Source organism: Glaciecola sp. SC05 (assembly GCF_041380235.1).
In the GTDB taxonomy this organism is placed as follows: domain Bacteria; phylum Pseudomonadota; class Gammaproteobacteria; order Enterobacterales; family Alteromonadaceae; genus Glaciecola.
In genome coordinates, this window is record NZ_JBGIYY010000007.1 from 148,727 (window position 1) to 174,386 (window position 25,660).

At 40.9% G+C, this 25,660-nt stretch carries 19 protein-coding genes; 14 read left to right on the plus strand and 5 right to left on the minus strand.

Annotated features, from left to right (window positions below):
• The first annotated feature begins 504 nt into the window (after positions 1-504).
• From AB9H30_RS08345 to AB9H30_RS08355, 3 genes are all read left to right on the plus strand, one after another.
• Complete coding sequence (locus AB9H30_RS08345) at positions 505-1,224, plus strand: PEP-CTERM sorting domain-containing protein (protein WP_371194198.1); 720 nt, start codon at positions 505-507, stop codon at positions 1,222-1,224.
• 562 nt (positions 1,225-1,786) lie between these two features.
• Complete coding sequence (locus AB9H30_RS08350; RefSeq protein ID WP_371194199.1) at positions 1,787-2,605, plus strand: GGDEF domain-containing protein; 819 nt, start codon at positions 1,787-1,789, stop codon at positions 2,603-2,605.
• Positions 2,606-2,980: 375 nt separating this feature from the next.
• The gene (locus AB9H30_RS08355) at positions 2,981-4,057 is read left to right on the plus strand and encodes a hypothetical protein (protein WP_371194200.1); all 1,077 of its coding nucleotides are present in this window, start codon (positions 2,981-2,983) and stop codon (positions 4,055-4,057) included.
• 539 nt (positions 4,058-4,596) lie between these two features.
• On the opposite strand, the gene AB9H30_RS08360 is transcribed toward AB9H30_RS08355, so the two are convergent.
• Positions 4,597-5,292: a hypothetical protein gene (locus AB9H30_RS08360; protein WP_371194201.1), complete on the minus strand. Its 696-nt coding sequence runs from the start codon at positions 5,290-5,292 to the stop codon at positions 4,597-4,599.
• Positions 5,293-5,559: 267 nt separating this feature from the next.
• Positions 5,560-5,727 (minus strand): hypothetical protein, encoded by a 168-nt coding sequence (locus AB9H30_RS08365; protein ID WP_371194202.1) that lies wholly within the window; start codon positions 5,725-5,727, stop codon positions 5,560-5,562.
• Between the two features lie 338 nt (positions 5,728-6,065).
• On the opposite strand from AB9H30_RS08365, the gene AB9H30_RS08370 reads away from it, so the two are divergent.
• From AB9H30_RS08370 to AB9H30_RS08400, 7 genes are all read left to right on the plus strand, one after another.
• Positions 6,066-6,341, plus strand: a complete 276-nt coding sequence (locus AB9H30_RS08370) for a hypothetical protein (RefSeq protein ID WP_371194203.1) — start codon at positions 6,066-6,068, stop codon at positions 6,339-6,341.
• 13 nt (positions 6,342-6,354) lie between these two features.
• Entirely contained in the window at positions 6,355-8,094 is a 1,740-nt protein-coding gene (locus tag AB9H30_RS08375) for an N-6 DNA methylase (RefSeq protein WP_371194204.1), read from the plus strand.
• Positions 8,095-8,202: 108 nt separating this feature from the next.
• Positions 8,203-10,689 carry an N-6 DNA methylase gene (locus AB9H30_RS08380; RefSeq protein ID WP_371194205.1) on the plus strand — a complete coding sequence of 829 codons (2,487 nt, stop codon included), beginning with the start codon at positions 8,203-8,205 and terminating at the stop codon, positions 10,687-10,689.
• Positions 10,686-12,074 carry a restriction endonuclease subunit S gene (locus AB9H30_RS08385; RefSeq protein WP_371194206.1) on the plus strand — a complete coding sequence of 463 codons (1,389 nt, stop codon included), beginning with the start codon at positions 10,686-10,688 and terminating at the stop codon, positions 12,072-12,074. Before AB9H30_RS08380 ends, AB9H30_RS08385 begins: the two co-directional genes overlap by 4 nt.
• Positions 12,064-13,530 carry an ATP-binding protein gene (locus tag AB9H30_RS08390; RefSeq protein ID WP_371194207.1) on the plus strand — a complete coding sequence of 489 codons (1,467 nt, stop codon included), beginning with the start codon at positions 12,064-12,066 and terminating at the stop codon, positions 13,528-13,530. Before AB9H30_RS08385 ends, AB9H30_RS08390 begins: the two co-directional genes overlap by 11 nt.
• A gap of 140 nt (positions 13,531-13,670) precedes the next feature.
• Positions 13,671-16,805 carry a type I restriction endonuclease subunit R gene (locus AB9H30_RS08395; protein WP_371194208.1) on the plus strand — a complete coding sequence of 1,045 codons (3,135 nt, stop codon included), beginning with the start codon at positions 13,671-13,673 and terminating at the stop codon, positions 16,803-16,805.
• The gene (locus AB9H30_RS08400) at positions 16,805-17,536 is read left to right on the plus strand and encodes a M48 family metallopeptidase (RefSeq protein WP_371194209.1); all 732 of its coding nucleotides are present in this window, start codon (positions 16,805-16,807) and stop codon (positions 17,534-17,536) included. Before AB9H30_RS08395 ends, AB9H30_RS08400 begins: the two co-directional genes overlap by 1 nt.
• A 122-nt stretch (positions 17,537-17,658) precedes the next feature.
• Here AB9H30_RS08400 and AB9H30_RS08405 read toward each other — a convergent pair whose 3' ends face one another.
• Both AB9H30_RS08405 and AB9H30_RS08410 read right to left on the minus strand, forming a co-directional pair.
• Positions 17,659-18,105: a hypothetical protein gene (locus tag AB9H30_RS08405; protein WP_371194210.1), complete on the minus strand. Its 447-nt coding sequence runs from the start codon at positions 18,103-18,105 to the stop codon at positions 17,659-17,661.
• Positions 18,106-18,185: 80 nt separating this feature from the next.
• The gene (locus AB9H30_RS08410) at positions 18,186-18,551 is read right to left on the minus strand and encodes a hypothetical protein (protein ID WP_371194211.1); all 366 of its coding nucleotides are present in this window, start codon (positions 18,549-18,551) and stop codon (positions 18,186-18,188) included.
• A gap of 1,302 nt (positions 18,552-19,853) precedes the next feature.
• On the opposite strand from AB9H30_RS08410, the gene thrA reads away from it, so the two are divergent.
• From thrA to ung, 4 genes are read left to right on the plus strand one after another with little or no spacing between them, the layout of a single operon-like run.
• The gene (thrA, locus tag AB9H30_RS08415) at positions 19,854-22,319 is read left to right on the plus strand and encodes a bifunctional aspartate kinase/homoserine dehydrogenase I (RefSeq protein ID WP_371194212.1); all 2,466 of its coding nucleotides are present in this window, start codon (positions 19,854-19,856) and stop codon (positions 22,317-22,319) included.
• Positions 22,319-23,269, plus strand: coding sequence for a homoserine kinase (gene thrB / locus AB9H30_RS08420; RefSeq protein ID WP_371194213.1), 951 nt, complete (start codon positions 22,319-22,321; stop codon positions 23,267-23,269). The genes thrA and thrB overlap by 1 nt, the downstream gene beginning before the upstream one ends.
• A 12-nt stretch (positions 23,270-23,281) precedes the next feature.
• A complete protein-coding gene (gene thrC / locus AB9H30_RS08425; protein ID WP_371194214.1) occupies positions 23,282-24,571 on the plus strand; it encodes a threonine synthase in 1,290 nt (429 codons plus the stop codon).
• A gap of 7 nt (positions 24,572-24,578) precedes the next feature.
• On the plus strand, positions 24,579-25,256 hold the full coding sequence (gene ung / locus AB9H30_RS08430) for a uracil-DNA glycosylase (RefSeq protein WP_371194215.1): 678 nt from the start codon (positions 24,579-24,581) through the stop codon (positions 25,254-25,256).
• A 47-nt stretch (positions 25,257-25,303) separates the two neighbouring features.
• Here ung and AB9H30_RS08435 read toward each other — a convergent pair whose 3' ends face one another.
• Positions 25,304-25,483 (minus strand): DUF3545 family protein, encoded by a 180-nt coding sequence (locus AB9H30_RS08435; protein ID WP_371194216.1) that lies wholly within the window; start codon positions 25,481-25,483, stop codon positions 25,304-25,306.
• Positions 25,484-25,660: the final 177 nt, after the last annotated feature.

The window sequence follows — 25,660 nt, forward strand, 5'->3', positions numbered from 1 at the left end:
CGGTAATGATTGCTTTCACTTTTTATTGTTTTACCCGATTTTTTACTGAGCCGCCATACAATATTCCGATATCAAGCATAAAAGGCTATTTGTATTACAAGGATTGAATATGCCTAATCAATCTATTCTCAAACACCAGTGTATCTGGTTGGAATTAGGCTGTTAGGATAACTTTCTTGTGCCATAAAAAGACCCTCGTAAGATCAGTTCCCTACCGCATAGAACATAGGTCATTACCGCGCATCGCGGGAAGCTCCCAACGTCCTCTGAAAATAAAAAACAGTCTTTGTTGATGAAAATATTTCATAAATCTGTCCGTTCTTTTTACAACTTTAGTATAGTAAATTTTTCCTTCAACATAACTATTTGTTTTATATCGCTTTTATTTGTCGGCGTGATTATTGCTTTAAAATGGCGAGATGTGATGAAAAGTACAGAGCTATTTGGGTAGATTTACTCACCTCAGATATCAAAAAACTAAAAAAATAACACAGGATGATATAAATGAATTTAGTACAAAAAATGAAGACTTTAACTGCCGTTGCTGCACTGTCGTTAAGCTTTGTTGGTGCTGTAAATGCCGCGCCGATAAATAGTACCGGCGACCTACAAAATGGCGTTATTTTTGGATCAGGCAATGCAAACGGTAGCTTTACCGGCATCAATATTGATGGCCTTGAGTTGGGCTTAAGAGGCAAGTTACGCTACAACTTAAGTGGTTTACCAGAAAACACATTTAACTATGATGGCGACCGCACATACACTTTCGACCCTGCAAACAGCTTTGCTCCTGCAAATCGTTCAATTTGGAACTTTGAGTTTTCTATCGATGCAAGTAATACAGCTGCTGGCACTTTGCTAGGAAGTGGTTATGAGTTTTTCCTTGGCGTAGACACAGACCCTACTGCGGGGATCTCGAATGCGTTTGGACCAATGGGATTTAGTCCTCTTCTGTTTCCCGACAATGCCTCCGACAATATTGATGTGACTCTTGCGTCGGTAATTCAAAACTCTCAAAACTTGGGTTTTGGTTTTACTATGGCTGATCCACAGCTAGCCGGCATTTACACTATTTCTCTTGTTGCAATCAATCAGCAACAACAAATCCTGTCTACCAGCATTGATATCGTAGTGGGTGCTGCTGAGGTATCTGCTCCTGCGACGCTTTCGTTGTTGGCTTTAGTAATGCTTGGTTTCGGTATACGACGCATGCGCAACAGCTAATTGCTTTTAGTGTTGACTTATTAGGCAGCCCGTTGGCTGCCTTTTTTATGGATTCAATTCGCTTAATGACATTACTGCTCTAATTCAATGTTGTACCTTTTTGTAAGTTGTAAGCTGAAACTTACATGACACCGCCGCCCATTTGGCTTTTTAGCCACCGCGTCGATATTGACTAATTAGCCGGCGCATCGATATTGACTAAGATTGGGCAGTTAATAAGCCGCAAAAAGATTAATACATCACAACCTTGGGTCGATACTCTCCATATCGGGCAAAATCATTTATATGCCAGTTAAGCTAAAACTGATAAAAATGCATGGCTAGCAAAGTGCCTGCAAAATTTAATCAGCATGTAAAATTGGATTGAGGTTAATAGAAAACGTGTTTTTAAAGAATGCTTAATTTCCTAGAAAATCTGAAAAACAGAACGACAACAGAGAGAATAATATTTTCTCTGAGTTTTTTATTGTTCTTTTTTGTTACCCCAGTCACCATCTTCCGGCTTATAGTCCAGGATTGGCCGATTTTCTTTCTTGATTTATTTTTAGTCAGCAGCGCCGCCATGATATTTTGGAATACTTACCGTCGAGCCTACGTGTTGTTGATGCAGTTTTACCTTTGCACCTTAGTGAGCGTTGGTTCTTCGTTAACCGTAATTTTCGGGGGGGTTGAACAGGTATATTGGATTTATCCCTCTACACTGACGCTGTTTTTCCTTGTCAGCCCACTGATTGCTTTTGCATTTACTATAGGTATTTGCCTGCTGATTTTCCCGACTATTATGTTCAATGTTGAAACTATGCAAATGGTAACCATCTTTTTAGCATTATTTGGCACCGCGTTTTTTATCAATGTATTTGCTTCAGAAATCCGCACCGAAAACGCCAACCTATCGTCATTGGCCGCTAAAGACTTTTTAACCGGATGCGGTAACCGACGAGCCTTTAAAGCAGAAATCGAAAAAAGGTATCATGACTTCCTAAGCGACAATAAACCTTCAAGCCTGATTGTATTGGATATTGACGATTTTAAAGTCTTGAACGACAAATATGGGCATTTAGTCGGTGACAAAGTACTCAAGGTTTTGGTGGATTCCATCTCTCATAGGATCAGGAGAACCGACAATTTATATCGACTTGGGGGGGAGGAATTTGCCATCTTGGTGCCGAATGCCGAACTCAGTGATAGCCTTAAACTTGCCGAGGAAATCAAAAGCGCACTGGCTAAACAAGCTGCTCCTGATGTGCCAAAATTTACCGTGTCACTGGGCGTCACTCAGGTAAAAAGTCACGAGTCAATCGATGACTGGATCGCAAGGGCTGACATGGCAATGTATAAATCAAAAAACACCGGAAAAAATAGAGTTACACATTACGCATAGCGATACCTACCAAGCACGTCGTTCTTACCCAAGCGAATAAACTAAGCCGCAAAAAAGCCTAATAACCCAATAGTGGGCTGCGCATAGTGGCATTGAGCTGAAAGATTGCATTGATTCTTAAAATTATTCATATTTCAATCCTGCTATTCTTTGTTTAATTTGCATTATTTTTCTGAATCAGTTAACTTCCAACGTGGCGCTAGCCCCACTTGCACGCGAGTGAAAAAGAGCGACAAAACCTGAAAAGGTATTAAAACAAAATTACCCATTTAATTTTTATAAGCATATATTCTTAGCTTGAGAAATCTTGCTGTAATCGCGTGTGGCATTGATTGCTAACAGAGTCCTCTGTCTCAAGCATATGGATATGTATATATGAAAAATTTAAAGCCCCTTATTTTCGCAGCTCATACTGAGCTTAAAGTTCAAATACCGTCAATTAAAATAAGCCATCTTTACGAAGCATTTGCTGCATTTAGCGGATTCGATAGCTATGCCGCTTTTAAAGTCTCGTCAGTAAGGCAATTAGACGATATTGAACAAGCCAACATGCTGTGTTTTGACCGTATGCAAAATGTTGGTTTTGATGCGAGCAGTGCATTGTTGATTTGTAAGCAAATTCAAGAATTGTCAAAATCATATAATTCAATTTCTTTAGATAAAATATACAAGTTTTACAGCAACGAGTTATGTGAAGGTACGCATGATGAAAATCAAGTGCTGGAAGCGCTGAGAGGGTATGTAAGAAAGGGCGATAACGAGGCTGTCTTACTGGGCATTGTATTCACAACTCAATTATTAAAAGCATACGACGAAGATCCTGATAATCGAAGTGCTGAATATTGGCATAAAAAGCTTAAGCTTAATCACGAATTAAGTGACCTACAACAAGAAATTGTTTTGAGATATGCCTACATAAAGCCGTATCGTGAGTTTTTAGATTTTCTTCATTCAGAAATTAGCAATAACAAAAAAATTATCTTACCCAGTCCAATATCAGTAAGAGAAATAACTCTCAAATTTAACGATGACGTTGACCGGAATTGGACGCAGTATTTTTCTTCTGAGCCTGATGCAGTGCAAGATGCAATTGCCTATATTAGTAGTTTTCAAGATCCGGCGGTACCGATTGTTTCAGAAGGCATTTATCGGGATTGGCAGAAAGCAGAGGCTCTCAATTTTGCCAGTAGGTGGCTAATTGCCGGAATAGTTGATTTTGCATCGACAGACGAAGAAAAATGGTTCTGGTATTACATTGGGCTTAATCGGGGTGTCGATATTACTCAGTCTAACCTTCGAGCAATTAATGCTGATACAGGAGAAGATTACGATGACTATGGTCCGATGGATGTGGTTGGAGACGAGGGGCAATCAATGCCAAAAGCTACCGAGGAGTTGAAAAGCGAAATGCACCAGTTGGCAACTCTGATGAGTTCGACAATAGCGCGATGATTTTCGCAGTTGCATGTTGTTTTTGTGGTTTGACAGTTTCAAGTAAGCCGATTGCGGCATCATAATCTACAATTTTTATTAATAGGAGAATATTTTGAGAAATAAGGTGAATTGTTCAAGGTGCGCTTCAAACACCGAATTGCATGTAATTATACAGCCTTACTCAAATGACTCGGAAGAAGGTAGGTTGCTAGTGTACTGTAAGGATTGTACGCAAGATTATGCTGATCGCATCACAATAATTTCAGCATTGTCGGATATGAATCCAAAACAACTTTTAAAACTCTATTCGGATGGAGTGTCGTCTTCAAACCCAGAAACGACATCTGAGATTGTCTTTGGCCGCGTGGATAGAGAGTTTGTTAGTGCGGCCTCGCAGATGTTGAGGGAACGGAAACAATGAACGGCTGGGCAACGCGGTCTTAAAAACTTCAATAGTTGTAGAAATCAGGGTCAAAAGACTTAAATGGTTTCCTTGTTCCGTGGTATAGGTTCATGTTGATAACAAATCCTTAATCTTCAATGAATAATATACTTACTCAAAAATCGGCGTCACCCTTACTCCCGTCCGAGTTGTTTGACGTGGTAGCTTGTATCTCAGCCGAACGCAACGTAGCGTGATTAATATAACTACCCTTATAGCGCTTACCCTTAGATAAAAATAGGCAACAACTAAATACAGTTACTATTACAAGTGCTATGTAGAACCAGTTGAGCGGTAATTTAGGGTTTATTGGCCAAAGCGAATAGCCAAGCAAAAACCACCATAATGTAAAAATGTAAACACTAACGATTTGATTTATTTTGGATACTGATACTTCACTTGCGCCGGATATAACATGACTAAAAAGGTCATCCTTTTTGGTGTTTGAGTTTCGAGATAAAACTATCTTGTATAATGGACCTGTGGTTTTATTCTCTAGCATATCTACATGCTTTTCCCAATTCTCCTGCCAAAACTTGCTACCTCTATTCACAAGTACCCAAGAAAATGAAAACATAAGGCCGAGACATGAAAGGATGACAGACATATCTTGACGAGGCACTCCTTCAAAGCTTTGGACGGCAACAAAACCGGCTAAAGTAGCGCCGATAAAAGTCCAAAAATAAGTTGCACGCTTCCAGTACAACTCAATTTCAAATTTTCTTATATCTAAAGCGTGCGCCAGTGCATCCTTTTCCTTTCCTTCAAAAGCCTTGTCATATTCTTCTTGCGATATCTGATTCGTAGTCATATTGTCTCTTAAGGCAACTAATTATTATAAGAACTTCATTGGAAAAACAGAACCTTACCATCTCATACTCTACATTTTTTTTTCTGATATTTTCTACTATTTTTTAGCTTGTTACGGTATATGAGATGCATAGTAACAACTCGAAAGAATCAACTAAGAAGTCAATGGAGAAAAAGGCTAAAAAATAGAAAATGAATGTAGTCTTATTAGACCAATTGGGTGGATCAGTTTTAGATGCACCCTCCGTGGTTCAGTTTTAACTGCAAATTAACAGGCTATTTGATAGCGCTGACTAACATTGCCGTGAAACGAATAAAGTTTGCGCTGTTCACTTATCCATAAAGTTAATTTTTCGGGGTCATCAAACCATTTACTACCAGATTCGGTTTTTATTGTTATTCGTTGTAATTTGTTCTCTTCTGGTTCTTCCGACATTCTTCTTCCTTATTGTTTTCTTATACAACGGTAAGCGTAAAAACGTCATTTATGCACCGGAGTATCCTTGACGACGTTATACGGCAAAATGCTTTTAGCAGAATTACTGCTCATATTTTTGTTATTAATCGATGTACTACTTTATAGAGGCAGTATCAAAGTTAATATTATGAGGTAGGTGAACGAGTTTTCGGCAGGCTTTAATATGTGTGAATTTTGCCACCTGGAGCGCTAAATTTGCGTATATATTAAAATAATAAGTTAAATATTATTAAAATATGTTTGACATTAAATAATTCCGGTGTATATTTCAAACATGTTCTGAGAGGAGAGTAATAATGGCTAAAACAAGACATATTCAAAAACGCATGAGTCAACGCGCTATCGAACAAGTTGCATTGGATATTGTTAAGCAATTCGGCGTTGATAGTGGTGACAAAACCATTCTCAATGAAAAAGCGCTACAAGCAGCAATGCAAGAATTAAAGCGCTTACACAAGCATATGGACAAAATGAAGTCACGTGGTGGTCTTGTCTTAGTTGAACAGGACGGTTACGAACTTACCGCCTACGCACTCAGAAGTTTTAATAAATCAAAAGCGATCGCTGCTTAAAGGAGCACCCAAGATGCACGCATCATTGCACCAGCTAGTGTCTAACAGTTTTTGGGATACTACTCTTGATATCGATTATCAAATCACACAATTGCAAAGCGCTTGTTTTGCTTTTGGATATATGTCCAAAAATAAACTGTTAGATGAGCAGCAAAGGTATAATAAACATATCAGTAACGATGCGTTTGCAACAACCTTAAATGATTGTATTAGCAATCACTTCAACATTAACTTTGGCAAAGTTGAGAATGAAGAACTTAACGCATTCTTAGAGCAGCTTACCGAGTTACTCAATGCCGAACTCATCACAAATAATGATTTACTTATAGCAGTAAGAGAGCTTCATGATAAATACAAAAATGGATATGTGATACCAGATGAACTTATTGATTTAGGCGTAAAGTTAGCGGGGAATGATTTAAAAAGTGTTTATTTTCCATTCGAAAAAGGCTGCGATTTCGCAATAGGCTTCCCGGCACAAACAGAAGTAAAGTGTGAAACGGCTAACCAAGCTGATGTGTTTTATGCTGACATACTAGCTATTTTAGCTAATAGGCCCATCTCGATTACACAAGTTGACCCGATACTATCACCAAGCTTGGTCGTTAGTGGCGGTTTAGAACAATTTGATGCAGTAATTTCAATGCCACCGTTCAGCGTTAAAATACCGAAAAAAATAAATGACATCTGGAGCCGTTTTCCAGAAACGTCAATGATGGCTGAAGTCTACTACTTACGACATATGCTTGCTCAAAGCAAAAATAGGGTGGTTTGCTTTGTCTCTAATGGTTTTTTGTTTAGGACCGCTGCTGGTGAAAAATTATTCAAGCAAGATATGGTTGATAAGGGCTGGTTGAAAGCCGTTATTAGCTTACCAAGCAACCTGCTCAATCATACCGGGGTACCGATCTCTGTTTTGATTTTTGACAAAACAAAAACAACTCAAGAGGTCACCTTTATTGATGCAAGTACTGACGACTTCGTTGCTAAACTTACGAATAAGCGAAACAGGCTGGTAAATATTGAAAGGATCTTAAGTTCACTGGATTCAAAAGCTAATTCACAAATATGCGTCTCTACCAAAGCAGATGAAATAATTGAAAACGACTTTAACCTTTCACCTAATCGTTATGTAGTAAGTGAACAAGACAGAGATTTAAAGACTTTTTTGAGTAAGTTTGACTTAGTCAAACTTGGAGAGGTAGCAGAGCTAATAAGGCCTCAAGCAGCAAAGCATAGTCATGATGAGCAATATGCCTTCCAAGAATTTGGTTTATCTGACATTAATCCGAATGGTGAATTAGGGGGCTCAGGTAAAACAATTATGGTTTCGATGCTAGAGCGTATGAAAGTAAAGAAACATCTTATAAAAGCAAACGACATTTTAATCGTTTGCAGAGGTGCCGTCGGAACAGTTTGCATCGTTCCTGAAGACATTCCAGAAAACGCAGTGGCCAACCAAGTCTTTGCTATCGTGCGGATCAAAGGTCATTTAACGCACATAAGTGCTCAAAGTATTTATCAGTATCTTATTTCACATTATGCAAAACATCAGTTAAACGCGCTTGCAACCGGCACAACTGCACTAATGCTTTCGAGTAAAGACTTAAGTAATTTAGACATGCCAATATTTACTGAAGAACAGCGAAAAGCTATCGACGAAACAAGACAAACCATTAAAGCAAAATACACTCAAATTGAAGAGCTTGAAGGTCAGATAGCGCAGCTCAACAAAACAGCATTAACTTTTTGAGTTACACAAGATAATTCAATTACTTACTTATAAAGAAATTGTTAGACTAAAGTTGTTGTTCAGGGAATGACGGCCAATTAGTTCACTTTAGAATCATTAGGAAAATAGATGGCAATTAAAAAGACAGAACTCTATTCATCACTATGGGCCAGTTGCGACGAATTACGAGGTGGCATGGATGCCAGTCAGTACAAAGACTACGTGCTCACTATGCTATTTATGAAGTACGTGTCAGACAAATTCAAAGGCGATCCGTATGGCATGATAGTCGTGCCTGATGGCGCAAGTTACGATGATATGGTTGCCGCGAAGGGCGATAAAGAAATTGGCGATAAAATTAATAAAATTATCTCAGCACTCGCTGAAGAGAATGACCTTAAAGGGGTCATTGATGTCGCCGATTTTAATGACGAGGATAAGCTAGGTAAAGGCAAAGAGATGATAGACCGTCTCACCAAACTTGTCGGTATCTTCCAAGGATTAGACTTATCCGCCAACCGCGTTGAAGGTGATGACTTATTAGGTGATGCCTATGAGTATTTAATGCGTCACTTTGCGACCGAGTCGGGCAAATCAAAAGGTCAGTTTTATACGCCGTCAGAAGTGTCCCAAATATTAGCAAAAGTCATTGGTATTAATGAAAACACACCCCAAGATGCAACAGTATACGATGCAACCTGTGGGTCAGGCTCTTTGCTATTAAAGGCCAGTGACGAAGCACCTCGTGGCTTGTCGATATATGGCCAAGAAATGGACAATGCTACTAGCGCTTTAGCACGCATGAACATGATTTTACATAATAACGCCACAGCTAAAATTTGGAAGGGCAATACCCTGTCCGATCCACAATGGAAAGACTCAGCTAACCAATTGAAATTGATGGATTTTGCGGTAGCCAACCCCCCATTTTCGACCAAGAGCTGGACCAGTGGGTTAAACCCTAGCGAAGACTTATATAATCGTTTCACATGGGGGATTCCGCCAGAGAAAAACGGCGATTTTGCGTTTCTACTGCATATTATCGCTAGCTTAAAAAGCACGGGTAAAGGTGCGATTATCTTGCCCCACGGTGTCTTATTCCGAGGTAACGCCGAAGCGAACATTCGTGCAAATCTCATTAAACAAGGTTACATCAAAGGTATCATTGGTCTGCCTGCCAACTTATTTTATGGCACGGGTATACCCGCATGTATTATTGTCATCGATAAAGAGCATGCTCAGAAAGCGGTTGAAAAATTTGATGTAAGCACTCAAGCCTCAAGAGACAGCAGCATCCCCGCAATGTCAGGCCGCCCTATCTTTATGATAGATGCTAGCAAAGGCTTCATGAAAGATGGTAATAAAAACCGCTTACGCAGCCAAGACATTCACAAAATAGTCGATGTGTTTAATAAAGGTCTAGAGCTTGAACGTTACAGTCGCTTAGTAGCGTTCAATGAAATTGCAGCTAACGATTACAATCTTAACATTCCGCGCTATATCGACTCATCAGAGCCTGAAGATTTACATGACTTAAGTGCCCACTTACAAGGTGGTATCCCAAATCGAGATATTGATGCACTTGAGCACTATTGGCGAGTATTTCCTAGCATTCGTGCGACTTTATTTAAACCTGCTGCTCGGGATGGTTACAGCGACTGCATGCTTGAAGCCAGTCAAGTCAAACCCAGCATATTATCGCATCAAGAATTTAAAGACTTTGCGACGCGCAGCTTACTGCCCTTTAAGAAGTGGATATCACAAGCGGCGCTCAAAGATATCCAACAAGGCGATAAACCCAAGCCGTTTATTTACGGAATTTCGGAAGCGCTGCTATCTGCCTATGCCAATAGCGACTTACTGAGCAAATACGATATTTACCAAATCCTCATGGATTATTGGTCTGAAAGCATGCAGGACGACGTTTATGTATTAATACAAGACGATTGGCAGGCAGGTAAAACACTGCGTGAACTGGTGGCCAAGAAAGGCGAGAAAATAAAAGAAACGCCTGATTTAATAATAGGCAAAAACAAATACAAAGCAGAGCTTATTCCGCCAAGTTTAATTGTTACACGCTACTTTGCTGAGGAACAAGCTGATATAAATGCATTGCAAGCCAAGCAGGATGAGGCAACTCAAGAGTTAGAGAGCTACATTGAAGAGCATAGTATTGAGGACGGCCTACTTGCTGAAGCACTTAACGATAAAGATAAAGTCACAAAGGCCAGTATTGCCGCTAGAGCAAAACAAACGGCAGACACAGATGAAGTGGCCGCGCTTAAGTATGCAACCAAGCTATTTAATGCTGAAGCTGCTGCCAAAAAGTCAGTCAAAGAAGCACAAGAGAAGCTCGATTTGGCCGCATTTAATCAATATACAAAACTCTCTATTGATGACATCAAAATATTGATTGTGGATGATAAATGGCTAGCAACATTACAGGCAAATATTGTCGCGGAGATTGAGAGAGTTACTCAACAGATGGCTAGTCGCGTAAAAGAGCTAGAAGAGAGATATAGCACACCATTACCAATAATTGCTAAAGCAGTCGATAACCTTAGCGAAAAAGTTACAGAGCATCTAAAAACAATGGGATTGGAATGGTCGATATGATTGCAACTGCTAGTCAACCTATACCTGAGGGATATAAACAAACTGAGGTTGCTGTCATTCCTAATGATTGGAATACCAAGCAATTAAAAAATATATTCAGCTTAAAAAATGGATATGCGTTCAAAGGTGAGAACTTTTCAGATAAAGGCCCAATAGTATTAACTCCCGGAAACTTTAAGTTAGGCGGGGGGCTTTACTTCGAGAATCGTAATACTAAAAGATACAAAGGAACCTACCCTAGAGGTTTTGAATTTGAAAATGGTGATTTAGTTCTGGTAATGACAGACTTAACTCTAGACTGTAACCTACTGGGGCAACCTGCATTTATAGAAAACGAAGAGCGAGTCCTGCACAACCAACGTATCGGTAAAATATTATTTCTAACTAAACCGTGGGATAAAAAGTTCATATATTACTCGTTACTTTCACCTTTATACCTGTCAGTAATTAAGAATTCTGCAACGGGCTCTACTGTTAGACATACTTCCCCAACTACGATTTTAAATTCATGGATTATTGCACCACCAAAAGAAGAACAAACCGCCATCGCGAATGCCCTATCCGATGTCGATGCGCTGCTAGCACAATTAGAAAAGCTCATCGCGAAAAAACAAGCGATTAAAACAGCCACCATGCAGCAACTGCTCACCGGTAAAACCCGCTTACCTGAGTTCGCCTATTACAAAGACGGCGATAAGCAAGGCCAGCCTATTGGCACCAAACAGAGCGAACTAGGCGAGATTCCAGAGGATTGGGAGGTAGTCTGTTTCGGTGAGTTGTTTGAGCAATCAACATCTAGAAAAAACCTAAAAGCTAATACTTTGGCAACTTTTATTGGTATGCAGGATGTAAGTGAAAACGCGAAATTAATTAGACAAATCTCAGTTGCAGCAAGCAAGGTAAAATCTGGTTTTACTTATTTTGAAAAAGGTGATGTTTTAGTCGCCAAAATAACTCCCTGTTTTGAAAATGGAAAAGGTTGTCATACTAAAACCCTAAATACTGACATTGGCTTTGGTAGCACTGAATTTCATGTTTTAAAAGCAAAACATCACTCCGATTCTGACTTTATCTACTATTGGACAACAAGAGACATTTTAAGAAGTAATCTTGAGCGTGAAATGGTTGGCAGCGCAGGTCATCGTCGAGTTCCGTTTTCAGCGATTCAAGACTATCCGATCCCATGTCCATCGACTAAACAAGAACAAACGGAAATAGCCAACATCCTGTCTGATATGGATGACGAAATTCAAACACTTGAACAGCGATTAAAGAAAACCCGCCAAGTAAAACAAGGCATGATGCAAGAGCTACTTACAGGCCGAACAAGGTTGCCTTTTGACGCATCTGGCGAAACGAGCACGGAGATCATAGATGCCAACTGAAAAAAGCCTTGAACAACTTCGAGCTTTACTAAATGAACTATGCCATTTACCTACTGAAACAGAGTGGGTAGAGTTTAAGTATAATGTTGATGTGATTAAGATTGGCGAATATATCTCGGCACTAGCCAATTCTGCGGCTTTACTAGGTAAGCAAACCGCGTATTTAGTGTATGGCGTAGAAGATGTTACTCATGAGGTGATTGGTACTGATTTCAAACCTTCAAGCCAAAAACACAAAGGGCAAGAGCTAGAAAGTTGGTTATTACAAAAAACCGCGCCTAAAATTCACTTTCAGTTTTGTGAGTTTACCAATATCGATAATATTCCCGTAGTTGTTTTGGAAATTCAGGCAGCAAGCCATGTGCCGGTGCAATTTGACGGCATAGAATACATTCGTGTTGGTTCGTATAAAAAGAAACTGCGTGAATTTGCTGAAAAAGAGCGAGAATTGTGGCGAGTATTTGACAAAATCCCTTTTGAACAACAAGCTGCAACCGAAAACAGCAGTGCTGAAGATGTGCTGAAGTTACTCGATTATCCCGCTTATTTTGAGCTAACTGCCCAGCCGCTACCAGAAGGGCGAGACGCGATTTTAGAGGCATTACAGGCCGATAGATTGATTAGTAAAAACGACGGTGGGCGTTGGCAAATCGCTAATTTAGGGGCTATTTTATTTGCTAAAAAACTGCAAAACTTCCAGCACCTTGGGCGTAAAGCCGTGCGCCTCATTCATTATCGAGGCAATAGCCGTGTAGAGACAGTGCGAGAGCTGGAGGGTAATAAAGGATATGCAGCAGGTTTTGAAGGCTTAATTGACTATATTAAAACCCTGCTGCCCGCCAATGAAGAAATAGGTAAAGCCTTTCGTAAAGAAGTGCCAATGTATCCTGAGTTAGCCATTCGTGAGCTAGTGGCGAATGCCATTATTCACCAAGATTTCACGTTAACTGGCACTGGGCCAACGATAGAGCTATTTGATACCCGCATGGAAATAACGAATCCGGGTGTACCTTTGGTAGATACCGACCGTTTTATTGACTCACCGCCACAAAGCCGCAATGAAATGTTGGCCTCATTTATGCGCCGCATCAATATCTGTGAAGAGCGTGGCACTGGCATTGATAAAGTAATATTTCAAACAGAACTGTATCAATTGCCCGCTCCTATTTTTGAAGTAACCAACAGTCACACCCGTGCAGTTTTATTCGGGTATAAATCATTTGCTGAAATGGATAAAGAAGACCGAATTCGAGCTTGTTACCAACACTCTTGTCTACGCTACGTAAGTCGTGAACATATGAATAATACTTCTTTAAGAGAGCGTTTTGGAATAGAAGGGAAGAATAGTGCTACGGTGAGCCGAGTGATTAAAGATGCAGTTAGTGCTGGACTAGTGAAAGCTTATGATGCAGAGGCTGGGACCAAAGCTATGCGCTACGTTCCACATTGGAGTTAATTTGCTTGATCGTTGTTTGATTGAAGTCGCTTAAATTTGAGTTTTACTTTGAATTTAGTATATTAAGCCATTGATTTTTATTGTTTAATATTTGCTTGATCGTTGCTTGACTACAAGGGTTGAATTAAAGGATTTAGTGTATGAGTAATGTAGGTCAAAAAGAGAGGAAAACCCAGAAACGAATAGTTGAGTTTTTTACAAATCAGCTTGAATACGATTACCTTGGCGATTGGCAGCACCGCGAGAACAACTGCAATATTGAGCTGTCGTTATTAACCAAGTGGTTAAAAGCTCGAAATGTACCCGAAGCCCTTATCACTCGAACCCTTCGGAAGTTAGATGCAGCAGCGGCGCTTGGTGAAGGTAAGAAACTATTTGATGCCAACAAAGAAGTATATCGACTGCTCCGTTATGGCGTAAAAGAGAAAGAAGGCACGGGCGAGCAAAACCAAACTGTTTGGTTAATTGACTGGAAAAACCCTGAAGCAAATCACTTTGCTATTGCTGAGGAAGTGACAGTAAAGGGTGAGCTAAAGAAACGCCCCGATATCGTAATTTATGTTAATGGTATTGCGCTTGGTGTTATCGAACTCAAACGCTCCAAAGTATCAGTCAGCGAAGGTATTCGCCAAAATTTAGACAATCAGAAAAAGGCGTTTATTCGCAACTTCTTTACCACTATGCAATTAGTGATGGCGGGCAACGACACTCAAGGTCTCCGCTACGGCACTATTGAAACCTCAGAAAAATACTATCTTGATTGGAAAGAAGCTGATGGTCCTAATAACCTACCTACTAGCGGTATACACACAGAAACATTATTAGATAAGCAGGTTGCTCAAATTTGCGATAAAAAACGCTTTTTGCAAATTATTCACGACTTTATTGTGTTTGACGCTGGCGTGAAGAAAACCTGTCGACATAATCAATACTATGGCGTTCAAGCTGCCAAAACTTATATTGAGTCTCGCCAAGGCGGTATCATATGGCACACACAAGGCTCAGGTAAAAGCCTCACCATGGTGTGGCTGGCCAAGTGGATACGGGAAAATATTACTGACTCTCGCGTACTCATTATTACCGACCGTACTGAGCTCGATGAGCAAATAGAGAAAGTATTCTCCGGTGTTGATGAGGAGATTTATCGTACCAAAAGTGGCAGAGATTTGGTTGCGACACTCAACCAACCAAATCCATGGCTGTTTTGCTCCTTAGTCCACAAATTTGGTCGAAACGGTGAAAGCCCCAATAACGAAGAAGATGAGCCCACTACAGATTATGTAGAAGCATTAACAAAGAACATCCCTAGCGACTTTTTTGCCAAAGGTAATCTATTTGTGTTTGTTGATGAGTGCCACAGAACCCAGTCAGGAAAATTGCACGAGGCAATGACAGCCATTCTGACAGACGCAATGTTTATCGGCTTTACTGGCACACCATTGATGAAAAAAGATAAGAAAAAATCATTAGAAGTGTTTGGTCCTTACATTCATACCTATAAATTTGACGAGGCGGTAAGCGACGGTGTGGTGCTCGATTTACGTTATGAAGCGCGAGATATTAACCAGCACCTAACATCAGAGAAAAAAGTAGACCAATGGTTCGAGGCTAAAACCAAGGGATTATCAAACCTAGCAAAAATGCAGCTCAAGCAAAAATGGGGCACCATGCAAAAGGTACTTTCGAGTAAATCACGCCTCGAACAGATTGTAAGCGATATTCTCATGGACATGGAAATTAAGCCCGCACTCTGCTCAGGTCGAGGTAATGCTATGTTAGTGTGCTCAAGCGTGCACCAAGCTTGTGTCGTTTATGACCTGTTCAGTAAAACCGATTTAGCCGGAAAGTGCGCCATAATAACCAGCTACCAACCCGCTGCTAGTTCAATAAAAGGTGAGGAATCAGGCGAGGGGCAAACCGAAAAGCTCTTTAAATATGATATTTACTGCAAGATGTTAGCGGACTATTTTGAGCAAAGTGAGGAAGAAGCAGCGAACCGTGTTGATGAATTCGAAAAAGAAGTTAAAAGGCGATTTATCAAAGAACCCGGTCAAATGCGCCTGCTTATTGTTGTGGATAAACTATTAACAGGCTTTGACGCCCCTTCAGCTACTTATTTGTACATAGATAAGAACATGGCCGACCACAACTTATTTCAAGCCATTTGCCGCGTGAATCGGCTCGATGGCGAAGATAAAGAATATGGCTATGTTATCGATTATAAAGACTTATTCCATTCATTGGGTAAAGCTATTACTGATTACACCCAAGAGGCGTTTGATGGTTACGACGAAGAGGATGTGGCTGGGTTATTAAAGAACAGACTAGAGCAATCAAAACTGGATTTGGACAATGCTTTGGAAACGGTTCGCGCCCTATGTGAACCCGTTAAAGCGCCCAGAGATTCAAAAGATTTCATTCATTACTTCTGTGGTGAGTCAGGTATTGAACCAGAAGATGAGGGCGAACGCGAAGCAAAAGAAGCGCTGCGCTTAACCCTATATCAAGCCGTTGCCAAATTAATACGCGCCTATACCAACTTAGCAAATGAAATGGAGCAAGCGGGTTATAGCTTGCAAGAAGCTGAATCTATTAAAAAAGAAGTTGCCTACTTTGAGACAGTTCGCGATGAAGTTAAGCTTGCCAGTGGTGATTTGTTAGAAATGAAGCGCTTTGAACCGGCGATGCGTCACTTACTTGATATGTACATTCGCGCCGATGATAGCGAATCTTTAATGGACTTTGAAGAGCTTGGATTAATCGACTTAGTGGTAAACAACACTCTAGATCTGTTACCTAAAAATCTAAAAGAAGATGAAGAAGCCATGGCAGAAGCCATCGAGAATAATGTGCGCAAAACCATTGTTGATGAAAATCCAGTTAACCCAAAATACTTCGATAGTATGTCTGCACTTCTTGATGAAATAATTAAGCAGCGCCGAGAAAAATCGATAGGTTACCAAGAGTATTTAGAAAAAATTCGAGAACTGGCCAAGCGGGTAAAAAATCCAAATAATAATGCTGATATTAGCTACCCAGAAACCATTGATACAACGGCTAAAAGAGCAATATTTGATAACTTCGGTGGTGATGAGGTATTAACCGCAAAAATTGATGCCGCCATTCGTTACACTAAAAAGGCGGACTGGCATGGCGACAGATTTAAAGAGCGCGAGATTGCAAATGCCATACGAGAGGAAGCAGCAGGTTACGATATCGATATCGATATTGTCGAGATAATGGAGCTCGTTAAAGCCCAAAAGGAATATCATTAGTGCCAAAATCTAATTATGAGCTTGCTAATATTGGCAACATTAAAGTCGAGGTGCACCGAGGAGACATCAAAAACATCCACCTAAGTGTATTACCCCCAAATGGCCGAGTTCGACTATCTGTCCCCGCTAAAACAACAGAGCAAGCGATACGATTAGCCATTATTAACAAACTGGGTTGGATAAAAAAACAGCAAGCGGATTTTGTAAAGCAGCCGCGTCAGTCAGTCCGAGAAATGGTGAATGGCGAGTGCCATTATCTATGGGGACAAAAATGCAGGCTCTCAATAAAAGAGACTAGTGGCAAACATGCTGTTAACGTCAGAGGTGACAAAAAATTAGAGTTACTCGTTGGCGAAACAACAACTACTGATAACAAACTCAAACTGCTAAACAGCTTTTATCGTGACGAAATGCAGCAAGCTATAAGCAAGATCAGGCCTGATTGGGAAAGTAAACTAGGAGTCAAAAGCGATGCCTTAGGCATCAAAAAAATGAAGACCAAGTGGGGTAGCTGCAACATTCAAGCAAAACGCATTTGGTTGAACTTAGAGCTCGCTAAAAAGCCAATAGAATGCATGGAGTTCATTCTTGTACATGAGTTAGTTCACCTACTGGAACGACACCATAACGAGCGCTTTCGTTTTATTATGGATAAATATATGCCTAATTGGCGAGAGCGCAGGAATTTACTTAACAGTTTGCCGCTTGCTTATGAGGATTGGAGTTATTGATATATTATGACGAGTTGCTTTAGTTGTGCCTCTTCCATAAACCGCACAAATATGCGAACACGACCAAAATCTAAGAATGGTTATGTTGAGTCTTTTGGTGAGCTCTGCACAAAGACCAATATTCAAATAGCTAATTTTCTGGAAGGTGCTATTGAATTTATTTGTTGCTTGGGAACTAAGAAAAGCCTTTGAGCAAGCTTCTTAACACTGCTGAACGTTAATATAACAAATACGACTGGTACAACATATACAAGCCAAGCGCCATGATTCACGATAAACGCTTTTGCTATCCACTTTGTCGCCTCATCATCGATTCGCTTAAGTTCTTTGTCCGGACTATCGTCTATCTTTTTCGACAGATTCTGCAATTCTTCTTTAAATTTTTGATCATGCTTGTATCGACTCTTAAGTTTTCTTTGAGCAGCAAAATTTAAAGAACTAACCCTATTAATAAAGTTATTTATACCTCCGTGAATTATTTCGAAAGTTTCGCTGTCAACAACGTCACCAGAGGCATGATATGCTCTTAACTCATCTCGGAGCTTGAACAAATTATTTCTAATCTTCATTCTAGAGGCGGGCGCGATGATTCCTTCATATATGAAATGAAATAACCCTAAGGTGATAATGATATTAAATAAATAGTATGTCATTGGTTACTAGATTTAAAATTCCTATTTGACGCTTTAGACTGTAACTTTGATTTTTCAGTTCCAATCCGCTCTAATTCGTCACTGTGCTCTCTTCTCATCTTCTTACTATGGACGAACCATACTAAAGCAATGATTAAAGATAAAATGTATCCATATATCCCTCGGTTACCGGAATACATTACATCCTCAACGACTTTACCGATCACTTCAGAAGGAATACGCCAACTTATAATAACGAGGAGTAAAAAAAGTGCAACTAAAGGAAACTGACCTTTATTTATCGACGAGACTACAATGTCCCTGAATGCTTTTGCCCAAGTTACTTGGTTGTTATTATTTTTTCTGGATCTATCTTGAGCCATTCCATGCTTTTCTTATACTGTATAGAGAAACAGAAGCACTACGCTACTGCATTTTAAAATTGATGGCGTGAGATAATTTGAACCTTCGACCGACGGTTGGTAGGTTACCAAACTTCACCACTCAAAGCTAGCTGGTTGCAAACTATACAAATACTACTATTCGCCAATTATGTATTTGGATTATAAGCTTTAATGACATCTATTTCTCTTTCGGCTCGATTTTTCATTACAATTTATACCGTTTTAAAACACTTCAACATAACCGAAGATGCTAGTTTTGGTTATGCCCATAATCACGAATTATAAGAAGTATTAAGCCTATGAACAGCTATGTCTTACAGTAGTGTTTTTGTCTATTTGGCACCCAGCTGGAACGACTTCTCGTAATGTTTAGTGAAATTTGGAATGCATACGGCCGTTATATCTCACAAGGGCCTGTTTAAAAGCCTCTTGCCATCTAGTCTTAGATTGATCGATTCAGATCGCCGATATTCTTTACCAATTAAAGCCCGAGAGCTAATAAATAACGATACTTATCAGGGTGCAAATCAATTATAAACTATACCTCTAACTTGCAACTTTACTACATCATTAAAAGTAAGCCTGACAACCGTGAGAAGAAATTAAAGATTGGGAATATGATTAAAGATTAGGAATCCCAATCTTTAATCATATTCCCAATCTTTTCAAGTCAGTCCCAAACTATAATCGATGTTGTCAAAAGGAGAAGATCGTACTGCAATTCTATACTCATGGGACAGGAGCAAATTACATTTCACTTACCATAAACATGACTTTAAATGCTGGTGAAAAATCGGAGCATATCCATTGCAAAGGTTGCAAAAGCTCTTTATATCAATGAATACGATTAAATATAGAAATCGAAGGGAAAAAATAAAAAATTGCAAGATTCCCAGCTAAATTGTTAATTTTGATCAGAACAAAAATGCAAATTTAGGCTAAACATATGAAAAATATAAAATTCCCACAGGTTGCTAATTTCCCAAGTTAAAAAGAAATGATCAAAATAAGCTAACTTAATCCAAAAGTCGTGTTGACATTTAGACGTCTATACGGCAAATTGACCCGATGAAAACAATTATAAAAACTAACGACATGCTGCGTATTATGACCATTACCACCTTTTTCGAGGGCGGTCGTTAGCTTGTGCCACATGTTTAGTTAACGAAAGCCCGCAAAATGCGGGTTTTTTTATGGGTGTTTACTGCATGCGTTGCAGTGTAAAAAATGATTGAAATTGAATTCGAAGAAAACGTTGATTAAAAGAGCGAGGAGTCTCTAATGAAGGTGTTAAAGTTTGGTGGTTCATCATTGGCTGATGCCACGCGATATATGCGTGTATTCGACATTAGCCAGGCCACCCATAAAGCTGAGGGCGCAGCGGTAGTATTGTCTGCGCCTAAGGGCGTGACCAATGCGCTTTCGTTGCTATGTGATCAAGCAAAAAGCGGAAAAAACTACGGCGAGCTGCTTGCCAAGTTGAATATGACGCTAACCAGCATTGCCGATGAGCTTAAAGAGACGGTTCCGGGCATTCGCTACACAGAACTTTCTGAGTTTATCAACGACAAGCTGGAGTTACTTTCGCAGCAGTTAAAAGGTATCCAGCTCTTGCAAACCTGCCCAGACCAGGTCACTGCGGCAATACTGAGCATGGGTGAGTACGTAAGCGTGAGAATTTTTAGTGAAATTCTCAGTGCCAACAACATTAACAATATCATTATTGACCCCGTTGAGTATGTGCAAGCTTCCGGTGACTATCTAGACAGCTTAGCTGATTTAGATATTAGTCGAGCACGTTTTAGTGACGTTGATGTAAGTGGTACGCAGCTTTTAATTATGCCAGGATTTGTCGCCGCTAATGAAGACGGCGAAAAAGTCACGTTAGGCCGCAATGGATCTGATTATTCTGCGGCAATATTGGCAGCCTGCATTAATGCCTCGTGCTGTGAAATTTGGACCGACGTCGATGGCGTATATAACGCCGACCCAAATCAAGTTGAAGGCGCGGTTTTGCTCGACAAGCTGACCTATCAAGAAGCAATGGAGCTATCCTATTTTGGTGCCAAGGTATTGCACCCGAAAACGATAGGTCCGATTGCGCAGTTTGGGATCCCTTGTTTAATCCGAAACACCCTGAATCCTGCCGCACCTGGCACCTTAATTAGCCACGAGAAAAGTGAGCTGTGGACCAGCGTCAAAGGTATTTCTCACTTAGAAAACATTGTGATGTTCAACGTTTCTGGCCCAGGCATGAAGGGCATGGTGGGAATGGCAAGCCGTATTTTTGATGTGATTTCAAAAGGCCATATATCTATCTCATTGATCACGCAGTCATCTTCGGAGTACAGCATCAGTTTTTGTATTGCCCAAAAAGATGCTCAGCGTGCCTATGAACTACTAGAGGAGAACTTTGCGCTAGAGCTGAACAATCAGTTACTAGAGCCTATCGAAATGCGCGAAAACTTAGCGATTGTCACCCTAGTGGGTGACGGAATGCGTCAGTCTACTGGACTGGCTGCTAAGTTTTTTAATGCATTAGCGCAAGCAAGGGTAAACAACGTGGCCATCGCACAAGGTTCTTCAGAACGGTCTATTTCAACAGTTATCGACAATGACAAAGCGAAAAAAGCGGTCAAAGTCATCCATCAAAACTTTTTTACTAATCTCAACACCATTGACGCCTTCTTTATAGGCTGCGGTTTGGTGGGCAAGGAACTGCTCAAACAAATAGCCAAACAGCAAAGCATTTTATTAGAACGAAATATCAAACTTACCGTCTATGGTATTGCTAACAGCAAAGCATGTTTACTCGATACCAATGGCATTGGTATGAATGGTGAGTGGGAAGGTAAGCTAGCAGACGCCGCATCGCCATTATCTTTAGAAAGTTTAAGCCAATTTGTTGTGCGCAACAGCCTAACTAATCCGGTTATTGTTGATTGCACCAGCAGCCAGCAAATAGCAGATATGTACCTCGATTTTATGGAGGCAGGGTTTCATGTAGTGACCCCGAACAAAAAGGCGAACACGTCTTCGTACCAGCGTTATCAAGACTTGCATCGTACTGCATTGAATACTAGTCGGCAGTATTTATATGAGACAACGGTGGGTGCCGGTTTGCCGGTAATCGATAATTTACAAAAGCTAGTGATTGCTGGTGATGAACTGCGCAAGTTTGAAGGGATATTATCGGGCTCACTGTCGTTCGTTTTTGGTAAATTAGACGAAGGCTTAAGTTTGTCAGAAGCCACTAAAATCGCAAAAGAAAACGGCTTTACAGAGCCAGATCCACGAGATGATCTAAATGGCATGGATGTAGCACGAAAGCTACTGATCATGGCGCGTGAATCGGGCATGTCATTGGAACTCACTGACATTCAGATAGAGTCGGTACTGCCCCCTGAGTTTGATGACTCAGGCGACGTGGCTACCTTTATGGCAAACCTGCCGAAGCTAGATGCAGATATCCAAGCAAAGGTTGAAAAAGCGCAGGCAAACCAAGAGGTATTGCGCTACGTGGGCGCTATTGAAAATGGCAAGTGTGCAGTGAGTATACAGTCTGTGCCACTTAGTCATCCTTTGGCAGCAGTCAAAGATGGCGAAAATGCACTGGCAATTCATTCGCGCTATTATCAGCCTATTCCATATGTTATTCGTGGGTATGGTGCTGGCGCAACGGTCACCGCCGCCGGTGTGTTTGCCGATTTGTTGCGCACTATGCCTACTCAACAGGAGTACCGTTAATGGCTAATACGCGCGCATTTGCGCCCGCCTCAATAGGCAACGTAAGCCTGGGTTTTGATATTCTAGGTGCCGCGCTAGCGCCCATTGACGGCGAACTATTAGGTGACTGGGTTGAGGTAGAAGACGCACCGCAGTTTTCGCTGAGCGTGGATGGTCGATTTGCGGATCGTTTACCCCCAGGTGAAAACAGCAACATCGTGACTCGCTGCTATGACTTTTTTCAGCAGGCTTTAGTGAGCAACAATAAACCCATATTGCAGGTTAAGATGCACTTGCATAAAGCCTTGCCAATCGGCAGTGGCTTAGGCTCAAGTGCGGCTTCTATTGTGGCCGCGTTTTATGCTTTGAATGAGCATGCCAATAAGGCATTTGATCAAGATACCTTGCTACTGATGATGGGAGAGCTTGAGGGGCAAATCAGCGGCAGCATTCATTATGATAATGTGGCGCCGAGCTATTTAGGCGGCATGACCTTGATGACCGGTAAAGAGCGCCCAGTTTGCAGCACATTGCCCGTGTTTGATGATTGGTATTGGATTACCTGCTATTCAGGCTTATCGGTATCGACTGCGGCCGCTCGCAATATTCTGCCGCGTCAGTATGAGCTCGGTACTACCTTAACATTTGGTCGGCAAGTGGGCGTGTTTGTGCATGCCTTGCATACTGGCGATAGAGCCCTAGCCGCATCGGTAATGCAAGATGTGATTGCTGAGAAGCACCGCAAAACGCTGTTGCCTAAATTTGACGAAGCGCGAGCTTACAGCTTACAGCAAAACGGCCTTGCTTTTGGAATTTCTGGGTCGGGTCCAACGGTATTTGCCGTTAGCAACCAGCTGGAGAGTGCGAAACGCATCCAAACTTGGCTAAATGAACATTATATTCAGAATCAAGATGGCTTTAGCCATATTTGTCAGATCGACAGCGCAGGTGCTAGAGTGCTCGCTGCATAAGGGATATTACACGTGGAATTAGAAAATTTAAAAGTCGCAAGTGACAAAGTATCATTTGCCCAAGCGGTAAAAAAAGGCCTAGGACAAAATCAAGGCTTATACTTTCCAACTGATTTAAGACCAATGACCAACATCGATGCACTATTGGCTATGCCCTTGGTAGAGCGTAGTCAGGCGATCATTAAGCATTTAGTGGGCGACGAAATGTCTCCAGAGCTACTCGATGAGCTTATACATAATGCCTTTAATTTTCCTGCGCCATTGGTCAAGGTTAAAGATGGCATTTATTGTTTAGAGCTTTTTCACGGGCCCACACTCGCATTTAAAGACTTCGGTGGTCGATTTATGGCGCAGTGCCTTGCGAATATTAGCGAAGGCAAGCCAGTTACCATACTTACCGCCACCTCAGGCGATACGGGTGCCGCCGTAGCTCACGCGTTTTATGGCATCGAAAATATTCAGGTGGTAATTTTGTTTCCCAAAAATAAAATTAGCCCCTTGCAAGAGAAGCTATTTACTACCTTGGGCGGAAATATTCATACCATGGCGGTGGAGGGTGATTTTGATGACTGCCAGCAATTGGTAAAAACCGCCTTTGATGATGCAGATGTGCGTGAAGGCTTGCATCTTAACTCGGCAAACTCAATTAATATTAGTCGTTTGCTGGCGCAAGTGTGTTACTACTTTGAAGCTATTGCACAATTGCCAAAAGAACAGCAAGACAAGGCGGTATTTGCTGTGCCCAGTGGGAATTTTGGGAATTTGACTGCGGGCATTATTGCTAAAACCCTGGGCCTACCGATTAAGCGCTTTATTGCTTCTACCAATGCCAACGATACGGTTCCTAGATATCTGGTAAGCGGCGAATGGTCACCTAAGCCTACAGTACCCACTATTTCTAACGCAATGGACGTCAGCCAACCAAACAATTGGCCAAGAATAGAGGCCTTAGTGGAGAAAGGCTATTTTGATAAAGCTCTGTTGACCGGCGAGTCGGTCGATGAAGACTATACGCAAGTCGCTATGAAGCAGCTTCAGACGCTTGGCTATATTAGTGAGCCGCATGCAGCCATTGGCTATCGAGGTCTTACTCGTCAGTTACAAGAAGGCGAGGTAGGTATATTTTTAGGAACAGCTCATCCTGCAAAATTTAGAGAAACGGTTGAAAATGTCTTAGGGCAGCCTATTCATTTACCACAAGCACTGGTCGATTGTGCCAGTAAAGCCTCCCTAAATGGCGAACTCAAAGCTGACTATCAAGCCCTTAAAGAATATATGTTTGCAACCCTAGGCGCGAAATAGGCTGGTTATGCAACACGCTCGAAATGCCCTTAATTGGGAAGATTTATTAGCGTCTGAAAAAGCGCAAGAATATTTTACGACTTTAATGCAATTTGTTGCCCAAGAACGCGCATCTGGGCAGACTATCTACCCTCCCAAGCAAGATGTGTTTAATGCTTTTAAATACTGTGAGGTAAGTAATCTTAAGGTTGTAATTATTGGTCAGGATCCCTATCACGGACCAAACCAAGCTCATGGTTTGTGTTTTTCTGTTAGGCGGGGTAATAAAGTTCCTCCGTCTTTGCGCAATATCTATAAGGAGCTTAGTCAAGATATTGAGGGCTTCAACATACCTGAGCACGGTGAGTTGACAGATTGGGCGAAGCAGGGCGTACTATTGCTCAATACGGTTTTAACAGTAAGAGATGGACAAGCGCATTCGCACAAAAATCAGGGGTGGGAAACTTTTACCGATACCGTGATAAGTCGCATAAGTGAAAACCTAGAGGGATTGGTGTTTTTACTTTGGGGCAGTCCTGCACAAAAAAAAGCAAGTTTGATTGACATGTCTAAGCACTATATATTGAGTGCTGCACATCCGTCACCGCTATCGGCACATCGGGGCTTTTGGGGCTGCAAACATTTTAGTGAGACTAATCGAATTTTGAAAAAAAACGATCTAAGCCCCATTCAGTGGCAGGTTTAATACGAACAAAAAAACCTGAAGGATAGGACATCATTCAGGTCTTCTATTTAGCGAGAGAGTTGCTCTAATTCTAATTCAAGGCTCACATCCATATCGGTGAGTTCTTGTTTTAGACGGTATTTTTCTTTTATAGCTTCGATTTCACGCCACTTGCACTTTTTGGCCTTTCCTTTGGTGGGACGAGTTTCTTTATCAATTACAGAAAGAATGTCTACTGAATCCATCATTTGGATGCTCCTGTCAACTACTTCGAACCAGCGGTGACTTGATGTCCATATTACAGCTCATCACCTAATTTCATTAACTAAGCGACACGAGATATGGTCTCGGTTAATGTGTGTTAGTTGTACCATAAAACGCATTATCTTGATATAAATAAAGTTACATTGGTGTTAAATTTTTAT

Excerpts from the sequence above, each read along its gene's own strand:
- AB9H30_RS08435 (WP_371194216.1), bottom strand. The coding sequence starts at position 25,483 with ATGATGGATTCAGTAGACATTCTTTCTGTAATTGATAAAGAAACTCGT.
- AB9H30_RS08345 (WP_371194198.1), top strand. The coding sequence starts at position 505 with ATGAATTTAGTACAAAAAATGAAGACTTTAACTGCCGTTGCTGCACTG.
- AB9H30_RS08395 (WP_371194208.1), top strand. The coding sequence starts at position 13,671 with ATGAGTAATGTAGGTCAAAAAGAGAGGAAAACCCAGAAACGAATAGTT.
- ung (WP_371194215.1), top strand. The coding sequence starts at position 24,579 with ATGCAACACGCTCGAAATGCCCTTAATTGGGAAGATTTATTAGCGTCT.
- AB9H30_RS08355 (WP_371194200.1), top strand. The coding sequence starts at position 2,981 with ATGAAAAATTTAAAGCCCCTTATTTTCGCAGCTCATACTGAGCTTAAA.
- thrB (WP_371194213.1), top strand. The coding sequence starts at position 22,319 with ATGGCTAATACGCGCGCATTTGCGCCCGCCTCAATAGGCAACGTAAGC.
- AB9H30_RS08380 (WP_371194205.1), top strand. The coding sequence starts at position 8,203 with ATGGCAATTAAAAAGACAGAACTCTATTCATCACTATGGGCCAGTTGC.
- AB9H30_RS08405 (WP_371194210.1), bottom strand. The coding sequence starts at position 18,105 with ATGAAGATTAGAAATAATTTGTTCAAGCTCCGAGATGAGTTAAGAGCA.
- AB9H30_RS08410 (WP_371194211.1), bottom strand. The coding sequence starts at position 18,551 with ATGGCTCAAGATAGATCCAGAAAAAATAATAACAACCAAGTAACTTGG.
- AB9H30_RS08360 (WP_371194201.1), bottom strand. The coding sequence starts at position 5,292 with ATGACTACGAATCAGATATCGCAAGAAGAATATGACAAGGCTTTTGAA.
- AB9H30_RS08370 (WP_371194203.1), top strand. The coding sequence starts at position 6,066 with ATGGCTAAAACAAGACATATTCAAAAACGCATGAGTCAACGCGCTATC.
- AB9H30_RS08375 (WP_371194204.1), top strand. The coding sequence starts at position 6,355 with ATGCACGCATCATTGCACCAGCTAGTGTCTAACAGTTTTTGGGATACT.
- AB9H30_RS08390 (WP_371194207.1), top strand. The coding sequence starts at position 12,064 with ATGCCAACTGAAAAAAGCCTTGAACAACTTCGAGCTTTACTAAATGAA.
- AB9H30_RS08365 (WP_371194202.1), bottom strand. The coding sequence starts at position 5,727 with ATGTCGGAAGAACCAGAAGAGAACAAATTACAACGAATAACAATAAAA.
- AB9H30_RS08385 (WP_371194206.1), top strand. The coding sequence starts at position 10,686 with ATGATTGCAACTGCTAGTCAACCTATACCTGAGGGATATAAACAAACT.
- AB9H30_RS08350 (WP_371194199.1), top strand. The coding sequence starts at position 1,787 with ATGATATTTTGGAATACTTACCGTCGAGCCTACGTGTTGTTGATGCAG.
- thrA (WP_371194212.1), top strand. The coding sequence starts at position 19,854 with ATGAAGGTGTTAAAGTTTGGTGGTTCATCATTGGCTGATGCCACGCGA.